The organism is Ramlibacter sp., from assembly GCF_041916345.1.
GTDB lineage: Bacteria > Pseudomonadota > Gammaproteobacteria > Burkholderiales > Burkholderiaceae_C > Ramlibacter.
The window spans coordinates 19,408-30,124 of sequence record NZ_JAYRZR010000048.1 but is presented as its reverse complement, the minus strand read 5'-3'; the positions used below and the strand labels follow the sequence as shown (position 1 = coordinate 30,124).

The 10,717-nt window shown below is 71.1% G+C and carries 12 protein-coding genes; 7 read left to right on the top strand and 5 right to left on the bottom strand.

All coding sequences use genetic code 11. The features are described from left to right. A partial coding sequence (locus ACE3T5_RS13390) for a cytochrome D1 domain-containing protein (RefSeq protein WP_374668444.1) occupies nucleotides 1-711 on the bottom strand: 711 nt, incomplete at its 3' end. Between the two features lie 104 nt (nucleotides 712-815). Here ACE3T5_RS13390 and cobA point away from each other — a divergent pair. After that, nucleotides 816-1,667: a uroporphyrinogen-III C-methyltransferase gene (cobA, locus tag ACE3T5_RS13385; protein WP_374668443.1), complete on the top strand. Its 852-nt coding sequence runs from the start codon at nucleotides 816-818 to the stop codon at nucleotides 1,665-1,667. Nucleotides 1,668-1,677: 10 nt separating this feature from the next. Here the strand turns inward: cobA and ACE3T5_RS13380 are convergent, their stop codons facing one another. From ACE3T5_RS13380 to ACE3T5_RS13370, 3 genes are all read right to left on the bottom strand, one after another. Further along, a complete protein-coding gene (locus ACE3T5_RS13380) occupies nucleotides 1,678-2,007 on the bottom strand; it encodes a metal-sulfur cluster assembly factor (RefSeq protein ID WP_374668441.1) in 330 nt (109 codons plus the stop codon). A gap of 59 nt (nucleotides 2,008-2,066) precedes the next feature. Continuing rightward, on the bottom strand, nucleotides 2,067-3,152 hold the full coding sequence (locus ACE3T5_RS13375; RefSeq protein WP_374668438.1) for a hypothetical protein: 1,086 nt from the start codon (nucleotides 3,150-3,152) through the stop codon (nucleotides 2,067-2,069). A gap of 197 nt (nucleotides 3,153-3,349) precedes the next feature. Beyond that, the gene (locus ACE3T5_RS13370) at nucleotides 3,350-4,021 is read right to left on the bottom strand and encodes a glutathione S-transferase family protein (RefSeq protein ID WP_374668436.1); all 672 of its coding nucleotides are present in this window, start codon (nucleotides 4,019-4,021) and stop codon (nucleotides 3,350-3,352) included. Between the two features lie 112 nt (nucleotides 4,022-4,133). On the opposite strand from ACE3T5_RS13370, the gene ACE3T5_RS13365 reads away from it, so the two are divergent. The 6 genes from ACE3T5_RS13365 to ACE3T5_RS13340 all read left to right on the top strand — a co-directional run bounded on the left by ACE3T5_RS13365 (nucleotide 4,134) and on the right by ACE3T5_RS13340 (nucleotide 9,205). Then, nucleotides 4,134-4,985 carry a 3',5'-nucleoside bisphosphate phosphatase gene (locus tag ACE3T5_RS13365; protein ID WP_374668433.1) on the top strand — a complete coding sequence of 284 codons (852 nt, stop codon included), beginning with the start codon at nucleotides 4,134-4,136 and terminating at the stop codon, nucleotides 4,983-4,985. After that, entirely contained in the window at nucleotides 4,982-5,875 is an 894-nt protein-coding gene (locus tag ACE3T5_RS13360) for a DMT family transporter (RefSeq protein WP_374668431.1), read from the top strand. Before ACE3T5_RS13365 ends, ACE3T5_RS13360 begins: the two co-directional genes overlap by 4 nt. A 6-nt stretch (nucleotides 5,876-5,881) precedes the next feature. Next, the gene (locus tag ACE3T5_RS13355) at nucleotides 5,882-6,523 is read left to right on the top strand and encodes an L-threonylcarbamoyladenylate synthase (RefSeq protein ID WP_374668429.1); all 642 of its coding nucleotides are present in this window, start codon (nucleotides 5,882-5,884) and stop codon (nucleotides 6,521-6,523) included. A gap of 31 nt (nucleotides 6,524-6,554) precedes the next feature. Then, nucleotides 6,555-7,223 carry a site-2 protease family protein gene (locus ACE3T5_RS13350; RefSeq protein WP_374668426.1) on the top strand — a complete coding sequence of 223 codons (669 nt, stop codon included), beginning with the start codon at nucleotides 6,555-6,557 and terminating at the stop codon, nucleotides 7,221-7,223. 8 nt (nucleotides 7,224-7,231) lie between these two features. Beyond that, nucleotides 7,232-8,518, top strand: a complete 1,287-nt coding sequence (locus ACE3T5_RS13345) for a tryptophan--tRNA ligase (RefSeq protein ID WP_374668424.1) — start codon at nucleotides 7,232-7,234, stop codon at nucleotides 8,516-8,518. Nucleotides 8,519-8,611: 93 nt separating this feature from the next. Next, a complete protein-coding gene (locus ACE3T5_RS13340; protein ID WP_374668422.1) occupies nucleotides 8,612-9,205 on the top strand; it encodes a response regulator transcription factor in 594 nt (197 codons plus the stop codon). Here ACE3T5_RS13340 and ACE3T5_RS13335 read toward each other — a convergent pair. Beyond that, nucleotides 9,202-10,638, bottom strand: coding sequence for a sensor histidine kinase (locus ACE3T5_RS13335; RefSeq protein WP_374668420.1), 1,437 nt, complete (start codon nucleotides 10,636-10,638; stop codon nucleotides 9,202-9,204). The genes ACE3T5_RS13340 and ACE3T5_RS13335 overlap by 4 nt on opposite strands. Nucleotides 10,639-10,717: the final 79 nt, after the last annotated feature.

Sequence of the window (10,717 nt, the reverse complement as noted above, 5' to 3'; positions counted from 1 at the left end):
TTCCATCCACAGATCGATCATGTTGACCTTGGCGTCGCGGCCGATCACCATGAGGTAGCGGCCGGATGCCGACATGCGCGAGATGTGCACGGCGTAGCCGGTCTTCACGATGTTGAGGATCTTCTTGGTGTCCCCATCGATCAGCGCCACCTCGCCCGTGTCGCGCAGCGTGGTCGAGAAGATGTTGTCGATGTTGTAGCTGTTCATCTTCTTCTTCGGCCGCTGGTCCGGCGGGATCAGCACCTTCCAGGTGGCCTTCATCTGCTCCATCCCGAACTCCGGCGGCTGGGGCGGATCGTGCTGGATGTAGCGCGCCATCAGGTCCACCGTCTTCTCGTCGAACTCGCCCGAGGTGAGCCAGTTGGGCATGCCGGCCGGCGAGCCGTAGCCGATGAAGACCTTCAGGAACTCGGTGCCGCGCGCCAGCGTGAGATCGGGCGTCAGCGGCTTGCCGGTGGCGCCCTTGCGCAGCACGCCGTGGCAGCCGGCACAGCGCTCGAAGTAGGTCTGCCGAGCGCGCTCGAACTCCGCCTGCGTCATGGGCGGCGCCTTCGGGTTCGTGCTCTGGTACATCGGCTCGTTGGCCAGGGGCGACGAGCCGGCCTGGTAGTTGAGCTCCGCCGGACTCACCGGCTTCTGCGTGTCCTGCGCTTGGGCGACGGCGAGGCCCAGGGCCGCGAGCACCGCGGCGACCGTCTTCGATGGCTTCATGCGTTTCTCCTGAAGGGTTCGAGGCGGATGCTCGGTCCGGCGGCCCGCGCCGTCCTTGAACTGGTTCAAGGTGCGCGAGCTTCGGCGCCGGGAAGATGCAGCGCATGAACACTGCTGCAAAGGTCTGGCTGGTCGGCGCCGGCCCGGGGGATCCCGAGTTGCTCACGATCAAGGCGGCGCGCCTGCTCACGCGGGCGCGGGTGGTGCTGTACGACCACCTGGTCGGCGACGAGGTGCTCGGCCTCGTGCCCGCGGACGCGCTGCGCGTGTACGTGGGCAAGCAGGAGGGCTGCCACGCGGTGCCGCAGGAGGAGATCTCGCGCATGCTGGTGCGCTTCGCGGCGGCCGGCTCCGAGGTGGTGCGGCTCAAGGGCGGCGATCCGCTGGTGTTCGGCCGCGGCGGCGAGGAAGCGCAGGCGCTGGCGCGCGCGGGCATCCCGTTCGAGGTGGTGCCCGGCATCACCTCCGCGCAGGGCATGAGCGCCTGCGCGGGCATTCCGCTCACGCATCGCGATCACGCGTCGTCGGTGGTGCTGGTCACCGGCCACACCAAGGACGACGAGCCCGCCTGCGACTGGGCCTCGCTCGCGCGGCCACGGCAGACGGTGGTCTTTTACATGGGCCTGCGCGCGTTGCCGCGCATCTGCCGCGAGCTGATCGCCCATGGCATGGCGGTGGACATGCCCGCGGCCGTGGTGGAGCGCGCCACCACGCCGCAGCAGCGCGTGGTGACCGGCACGCTGCTGACCCTGGCGGCGCTGGCGCGCGCGCACGAGGTGCGCTCACCGGCGCTGGTGGTGGTGGGCGATGTGGTGCGCCTGCGGGAGGAGCTGGTCGTGCGCGGATCGGCCGTGGCCACGGACACCCCCGCCCCGGAAACAGCCAGCCCGCGGCGCACGCCGCGCGTGGCGCGCTCGCGCACGGGCGCCGGCGCGGGGGCCCGCACGAGCGCGTAGCGTCGCGGGCCTACCAGCCCATCATCTGCCGGCCATGATCGCTCAGCCGCTCCGGCGTCCAGGGCGGTTCCCAGACGAGCTCGACCCGCACGTCGGTGCCGGCCGGCAGCGCCTGCGTCACGCGCGCGGCGACGTCCTCCATGATGACGTCGCCCAGCGGGCAGGCGGCCGAGGTCATGGTGATGCGCACCGTCACGGCTTGCGGCTGCACGGTGACGCCATAGACCAGGCCGACATCCACGATGTTCAGGCCGACCTCGGGATCCGTCACCTCGCGCAGGGCGTTCTCGACCGGCTCCTGCCACTCGGCCGGGCCGTCATAGGGATAGGGCGTCTTCATGGGGTGGGCTCCTGGGCGGGCGACAGCATGCGGGATCGATGCGGGGGGTGGCAGACGGGTCAGGCCGGCAGCACGCCATGCCGGCGGCGCCAGGCGATGGCGGCGGCCACCGCGGTGGCCGCGAAGGCGGCGATGGCCAGGGCATTGAGCGCCGCGCCGGCCGCCCGCCACGGGCCGCCGGCCAGACCCGGGCCCAGGCGCACCAGCAGCGACAGGTGCAGCAGGGTCACCGGCAGGTAGAAGGCCGGGCCGAACTGCAGCTTGATGCCCGCCACCGCCGGCAGGATCACCGGCGCGTGCGCCATCATCATGCTGAACACGAAGCCGATGCCCACCGCATGCAGCGCGGCGTCGCGCAGCGGCAGGCCCAGCGCGGCGCCGGCCCAGGCCAGGCCGGCAAAGGCGAGCCACAGGTAGCCGGCGATCAGGCACAGCGCCATGTAGCGCGCCAGCCCGTGCGAGCCGATGGTGACCCGCGCGATGTCATAGGCCAGCAGCCAGGCGGCCAGCCCCGTGAGCGCGGCGCCATAGGCCACGCCGGCGGCGACGGGCCAGGCGGGGGCGGCCACCACCGCGCCGGCCATCACGGCCAGCAGCGCCACCAGCGCGGGCGCGGCGGCCCGCCGCCGGCGCATCAGGCGCGTCATCTCCAGCCGCTCGGCGGCGATGGTCCAGATCACGAAGGCGAACCAGCCGTGCACCGCCGCCGCGTCGAACCCGAGGCCGAACAGCAGGTGGGCCGCGAGCCAGCAACCGGCGGAGCCGACCAGCACGCGCGTATGCAGCGCGTCCTGACGGCGCAGCAGGGCGAGGTTGACGGCAACGAAGCAGAGGCCCGTCGCGACCAGCAGGGTGACGCTGGCGGCCCGCTGGCCGGCCAGCAGCGTCGCGGTGGCCGCCGCCGAGAGCGCCGGCGCCGACCAGGCCCAGCGAGCCTTGAGGGCCACCGCGCGCTCGATGGCGATCACCGTGCCCATGAAGCCGCAGATCATCAGCGCCGCATGCCAGACGGCCGCGCGCGGCAGCCAGTCACCGCCGGCTGGCAGCGGCACGCCGGCGCGCAGCAGGCCGCCGGCGACCGCCGACAGCAGCGCGGTCGCCACCAGGGCCACCAGCGCGGCCGCGGCGAATCGCGCCGGGCTCACCGAACGCCCCACCGCGCCGCCCGCTGCCGGCCTGATCCGGCGACGGGCCTGCCCCGCGCGAGGACGCGCGGCCGCTGCGGAGTCGCCTGCGATGCCATGGCGCCCAATCTAGGCACGCGGGCCGTCGCGGGGGTTGATGCGGGTCAAAGGGGGCGCCGGTCATCTGGCTTTGCGGGGCCCACCGCCCGCGCCGGCCCCTATCCCACGATCTCGAACGGCCCGCCCTGCGCCAGCGCACGCTGGTAGGCCGGCCGGGCATGAATGCGTTCCAGGAAGGCCATCAGGCGCGGCCGGCTGGCATTCAGCCCGCCCCGCGCGGCGGCCGCCTCCAGCGGGAAACTCATCTGGATGTCGGCGGCGCTGAAGTCGCGGCCGGCGAACCAGTCGCGGTCGGCCAGGTGCGCCTCCAGGTAGTCCAGGTGGCGCTTGATCTGCGGCAGCACGAAGGCGGACTTGACCTTGTGCGCGATGGCGCGCGCGAACGGGCGCGCGATGAAGGGCATCTTCGCCTTCTCGATCTGGTCGAACACCAGCTTCAGCAGCAGCGGCGGCATGAGCGAGCCCTCGGCGTAGTGCATCCAGTAGGTGTACTGCACGCGTTCCGGCGTGCCGGGCGGCGGCGCCAGGCGCGCGGGGCCGTGGCGATCCACCAGGTACTCCAGGATGGCGCCCGATTCGGCCAGCGTGAGCGCGCCGTCGGTGATGACGGGCGACTTGCCCAGCGGATGCACCTGCCGCAGTTCCGGCGGCGCCAGCATGCTCTCGCGGTCCCGCTCGTAGCGGCGGATCTCGTAGGGGACTTGCAGCTCCTCCAGCGCCCACAGCACGCGCTGCGAGCGGGAGTGATTGAGGTGATGGACGACGATCATGGGCGGGCTTCCGACGGGGTGCGCCGATGGTACGGTCGCCGGCTTATGCCGCAATGAGGGTCATGCCCTCTGCTGCCAGCATCCGTGGGGAGCTCCCCCTAGAATCGAAGCCGTGCCCATCCTCAACGCCGACCTGCATTGCCACTCCGTCGTCTCCGACGGCACCCTCACCCCCGAGGTGCTGGCCGAGCGGGCCGCGGCCAACGGCGTCGAACTGTGGGCCCTGACTGACCATGACGAGGTGGGCGGCCAGCATCGCGCCGCCGCGGCGGCGGCGGGCGTGGGCATGAAGTACCTCACGGGCACCGAGATCTCCGTCACCTTCGCCGGCGAGACGGTGCACATCGTCGGCCTGGGCTTCGACCCGGATGACCAGCGCCTGCGCGACGGCCTGCGGGCCACGCGCGGCGGCCGCGGCAGCCGCGCGCAGGAAATCGCCGATGGCCTGGCCCAGGTCGGCATTCCTGGCGCCTACGAGGGCGCGCTGCGCTATGTGGGCAACCCCGAGCTGATCTCCCGCACCCACTTCGCCCGCTTCCTGGTGGACGCCGGGGTGTGCAAGGACACGTCCGAGGTGTTCCGCCGCTACCTCACCGAGGGCAAGCCCGGCTTCGTGCCGCACCGCTGGGCCGCCCTGCGCGACGCGGTGGGCTGGATCGTGCAGGCCGGCGGCGCCGCCGTCATCGCGCACCCGGCACGCTACAAGTTCACCGCGAACGAGGAATACGCGCTCTTCACCGAGTTCAAGGCGCACGGCGGCACCGGCGTGGAGGTGGTGACCGGCAGCCACACCGCCGCCGAGGCGGTGAAGTACGCCGGCATGGCGCGCGAGTTCGGCCTGGCCGCCTCGCGCGGCAGCGATTTCCACAGCCCCGACGAAAGCCACACCGACCTGGGCAAGCTGCCCTGGCTGCCTGGCGAGCTGACCCCGGTGTGGGAACTGCTGGCCGAGCGCATCCAGTGAGCGGCCCGCACGGGCCCCACCGGCCACTGGCCGGCATCGCGCTGGTGGTGGGCGCCAGCGCCTGCTTCGCCACCCTGGACACCACCACCAAGGCCGTGAGCGTGGCCGTGCCGCTGCTGATGGCGCTGTGGTTCCGCTACTGCTTTCAGGCCCTGGCCACCACCGTTGTCGTGCTGCCCCGGCGCGGCATGGCCGTGTGGCGCACCCGGCGCCTTCCCTGGCACCTGCTGCGCGGCCTGCTGCTGCTCACCAGCAGCCTGCTCGCCTTCGCCAGCCTGCGCTACCTGCCGGTGGGCGAGTTCACCGCCATCGTGATGATCACGCCCCTGGCGATCACGCTGCTGGCCGCCACCGTGCTGAAGGAACCCGTGTCCGGCCTGCGCTGGGCCCTGGTCGCGGGCGGCTTCGCCGGCACGCTGATCATCATCCGCCCCGGCGCCGGCAGCTTCGGCTGGGCCGGCCTGCTGCCCATCGCCCTGGTGGCCAGCAACGCCTGGTTCCAGGTGCTCACCAGCCGCCTCGCACGCACCGAGGACCCGGTCACCATGCACCTGTACACCGGCTGGACGGGCACGCTGGTGGCCTCGCTCGCGCTGCCCTTCGTGTGGACCACTGATTTCGCCCCGGTCTGGTGGGCGGGCCTGTGCCTGATGGGCCTGGCCGGATCGGTGGGACACTTCATGCTGATCATGGCCTACTACCGCGCCCCTGCCGCCACGCTCACGCCCTACCTGTACAGCCAGATCGGCTTCGCCATGCTGGGCGGCTGGATCGTGTTCGCCCACATGCCCGATGCGCTCTCGCTGGCCGGCATCGCGCTCATCGCCGCCTGCGGCGCCGCCGGCGCCTGGCTCACCGTGCGCGAGCAGCGCGCCAGCGCCGCCGCCTGAACCGACATGGCCCAGTTCTTCGACGTCCACCCCGACAACCCGCAGCCGCGCCTGCTGAAGCAGGCCGCGCAACTGCTGCACGGCGGCGGCGTGGTGGCGGTGCCCACCGACTCCAGCTACGCCCTGGTCTGCCACCTCGACGACAAGGCCGCGGCCGACCGCCTGCGGCAGATCCGCCGCGTGGACGAGAAGCACCACCTCACCCTGCTGTGCCGCGACCTGAGCGAGCTCGCCAGCTACGCGCGGGTGGACAACCGCCAGTACCGGCTGCTGAAGTCCGCCACGCCCGGCGCCTACACCTTCATCCTGGAAGCGACGAAGGAAGTGCCGCGCCGGGTGAGCCACCCGCAGCGCAAGACCATCGGCCTGCGCGTGCCCGAGCACCGCACGCTGCAGGCCCTGCTGGAGCTGCATGGCGCCCCGCTGCTGGCCACCACGCTGATCCCGCCCGACGAGACCGAGCCGCTGAACGACCCGCACGAGATCCGCGAGCGCTTCGAGCACCAGGTGGCCGCCGTCATCGCCGCCGGCGCGTGCCCGGACCAGCCGACCTCGGTGATCGACCTCACACCCATGGGCACGGGGGAAGACGCGGTGGTGCTGCGCGAAGGCCGTGGCGATCTGGGGCGACTGGGCCTGTCGGCCTGAGCCGGCGGGGGCATCTGGGACAATCGGCCGCGTGGACTTCAACAACCTGATCCAGACCGTCCTGGTCTACGCGCTGCCGGTGCTCTTCGCGATCACCGTGCACGAGGCCGCGCACGGCTACGTGGCACGCGCCCTGGGCGACAACACGGCCTACATGATGGGCCGCGTCACGCTCAACCCGGTGAGCCACATCGACCCTATCGGCACCATCGCCATGCCGCTGATGCTGTACTTCGCCACCAGCGGCGCCTTCCTGTTCGGCTATGCCAAGCCGGTACCGGTGAACTTCGGCCACCTGCGGCACCCGAAGCGCGACATGGTCTGGGTGGCGCTCGCCGGCCCGGCCTCGAACTTCATCCAGGCCATCGCCTGGGCACTGCTGTTCACCCTGCTCAGCGGCTTCGGCGTCACCGAACGCTTCTTCCTCGACATGGCCAAGGCCGGCGTGCTGGTGAACCTGGTCATGTGGGCCTTCAACCTGTTTCCGCTGCCGCCGCTGGATGGCGGCCGCATCCTGGTGGGCCTGCTGCCGAACCGGCAGGCCTACGCGCTCAGCCGCATCGAGCCCTACGGCTTCTTCATCGTCCTGGGCCTGGTCCTGCTGGGCGTCGTCAGCACCTGGTGGCTGAGCCCGCTCATGCAATTCGGCTACTGGGCCGTGCGCCTGCTGCTGTCCCCCATCGCCCTGCTCGTGCATTGACTGACACCGTGAACGCTCCCGTCCGCTACCTCACCGGCATCACCACCTCCGGCACGCCCCACCTGGGCAACTACGTGGGCGCCATGCGCCCCACGGTGCAGGCGAGCCGCAAGCCCGGCACCGAGAACTTCTATTTCCTGGCCGACTACCACGCGCTCATCAAGTGCGACGAGCCGGCGCGCATCCAGCGCTCCACGCTGGAGATCGCCTGCTGCTGGCTGGCCGCCGGCCTGGACCCGGACCACGTCACCTTCTACCGCCAGTCCGACATCCCCGAGATCCCGGAGCTGACCTGGCTGCTCACCTGCGTCACCGGCAAGGGCCTGCTCAACCGCGCCCATGCCTACAAGGCGCAGGTGGACAAGAACACCGCCGCCGGCGTGGACGTGGACAGCGACGTGACCGCCGGCCTCTTCATGTACCCGGTGCTGATGGCCGCCGACATCCTGATGTTCAAGGCGCACTTCGTGCCGGTGGGGCGCGACCAGGTGCAGCACATCGAGATGGCGCGCGACATGGCCGCCAGCTTCAACCACCTCTATGGCGAGCACCTGGTGCTGCCCGCCGCGCAGGTGGACGACGCGGTGGCGCTGCTGCCCGGCCTGGACGGCCGCAAGATGAGCAAGAGCTATGACAACGTCATCGCCCTGTTCGGCCCGCGCGAGCAGATGCGCAAGCAGATCTTCAGCATCGTGACCGACTCGCGCGCGCCCGGCGAGCCGAAGGAGACCGAGGGTTCCGCCCTGTTCCAGATCTTCCAGGCCTTCGCCAGCGCCGAGGAGACGGCCGCGCTGCGCCAGGCGTTCGCAGACGGCATCGCCTGGGCCGATGCCAAGCAGCGCGTGTTCGACCGCATCGACGCCGAGATCGCGCCCATGCGGGAGCGCTACCAGCACTTCATCACCCACCCGGCCGAGGTCGAGGCGATCCTGCAGGCGGGCGCGGCGAAGGCGCGTGAGCGCTCACGGCCGCTGATGGCCGAGCTGCGGGCCGCCGTGGGCCTGCGCAACCTGTCGACACAGGCTGCCGGCGCCCCGGCCGACAAGCCCCGCGCCGCGCCGCCCAGCTTCAAGCAGTACCGTGAAACAGACGGAAAGTTCTACTTCAAGTTGCTGGACGGGCAAGGCCGGCTGCTGCTGGTGAGCGCCGGCTTCGAATCCCCGCGCGAGGCCGGCCAACGGGTGGCCGCCCTGAAGGCCGCACCCGACGCGGCCGATCTCGCCGGGCTGGCGCTGGCGGCAGGCGTGGCGCCGGATGACGTCCGCGCCGCATTGCGCGAGCTGACGCCAGCTTGACAACGTACGCCGACCCCCGGGCGAACGATTAAGTCCGAAGCGGTATTCGGCGTTATCCTTGGCTGTTGCACCGATGGAACGACCTTGAAACCCATGACCCTGTATGTCATCGACGACCACCCGCTGATGCGCGAGGCGGTGGTGATGCTGCTTCGCCGCATGCGGCCCGGTGCCAATGTGATCGAGCTCGAACGCATGGGCGGCATCGAGTCCGCCGTCAAGCAGCACGGTGCGCCCGACCTGATCACGCTGGATCTGAAGCTGCCGGACACCACCGGCACCTCGGGCGTGATCGAGCTGAAGAAGCGCTTCCCCGAGACGCCGCTGGCCGTGCTGTCGGCCTCGCCCGCGTCTGACGCGGAAGAGCAGTGCATCGAGGCCGGCGCCGACATCTACATCGAGAAATCCTCCGGCGCCCAGGAGATCGGCAACGCCCTGCGCGCGCTGCTGTCGGCCGACGGCCAGTTCGAGGAACTGGCCCCCACCGACAACAAGCTGTCCAAGCGCCAGAAGCAGCTGATCGTGATGCTCGACCGGGGCCTGTCCAACCGCGAGATAGCCGATGAACTGGGCATCAGCGAGCACACCGTCAAGGTGCACCTCTGGCGGCTGTTCCGCCGCCTGGGCGTGAAGAGCCGCACCCAGACCATCCACTACGCCCGCGTGCACGGCCTGCTGGGCGGCTAGGCGGCCCCGGCGGCCTCCGGCCGTTCGGGCAGCATGCGTGCCACGCTGGCCACCGCCCGCTCCGTGGCGGCGCGCGGGTCCGTCGGCCGCAGCACCAGGCGGAACATCGTGCCCTGCCCCGGCCGCGAGGCCAGCGAGAGCGGGTGCCCCAGGATCTGCGTGAGCCGGCCGACGATGTAGAGGCCCAGCCCGAAGCCGTCCTCGGTGCCGGCATGGCTGGGCACCTTGTAGAACTCCCGGAACACCTCGCGCTGGTGCACCGGCGCAATGCCGACGCCGGTGTCCCAGATCTCGATGGCCAGCCCGCCCGCGTGGCGCCGCGCAGCGACCAGCACGCCGCCCTTCTGCGTGTACTTGATCGCGTTGGAGATGAGGTTGCCCACGATGCGCTGCAGCAGGATGGGGTCTGACAGCACCGTGCCGGGCAGCGTTCGCACCCGGAAGGCCAGGCCCTTGGCCTCGCACAGCGGACGGTACTGCAGCTCCAGCTCGTGCAGCAGCCGCGGCACATCCACCGGCTCGATGGTCAGCTTGATCTTGCCCGAGTCCAGCCGCGCCAGATCGAACAGCGAGTCGAACAGGCGGTTCACCGCCTTGGTCGACTCCACGATCTTGGGCGCCAGCTCATGCACCAGCTCCGGCTCGCTGCCCAGCCAGTCGGCGTAGAAGCCCAGGGCATGCACCGGCTGGCGGATGTCGTGGGCCGCGCTGGCGAGGAAGCGGTTCTTGATCTCCACCGCGTCCAGCGCCGCCTGCGTCTGGCGAGTGAGCGACTCGATCAGCTGGTTGTTGCGGAACTGCAGCTCGAAGTTGCGCCGGTGCGTCTGGTGCAACCGCTGGCCGGCCACGTGCAGCACCTGCCAGAACAGCAGCAGCAGCACCAGCAGCCACCAGTGGTAGGAGGGGCCCTGGAGCTGCCGCTCCACACCCAGGCGCCACAGCACCACCGCCAGCGCGGTGGCGGCCAGCGCCGTGAGGTAGCCGCGCATGCTGCGCAACTGCATGGACAGGCTGTTGACCGAGAACATGGCCACGCCGGCCAGGATGAGCCAGCAGATGTACTGGTCAGCGAGCGAGGCGCGGTCGAAGTACAGCGCTGTGGCCACGCCCCACACCAGGCCGGACAGCGGCCAAATCAGCCGCCAGCGGCGGAAGTAGGTCACTTGCTCGACGGCCGGCCGGGTGCGCACCGCGCGCACGTAGTGCCGCAGCATGCCGAAGCGCGCGCCCGCCACGGCGAGCGCCAGCACGCCCCAGGCGATCAGCGGGCCATGCCGGGCATCGGCCCACAGCACGGCCACCAGCACCGGGATCAGCACCAGGCTGGCCCACTGCGTGGCCCGCTGGGTGCGCAGCATGCCGCGCACCAGTTCGGCCTCCACCCATTCGGCCTCGGCCGGCGTGCCCGCGGCAGGGGGCGTCTCTTGCTTCATGCGGGCAGTTTAGTGGCCCGCGGAGGCCCCCGCGGCGCGGCCTGTCGGCCCCGGCCGACTCAACTAGGGGCGATGTCCT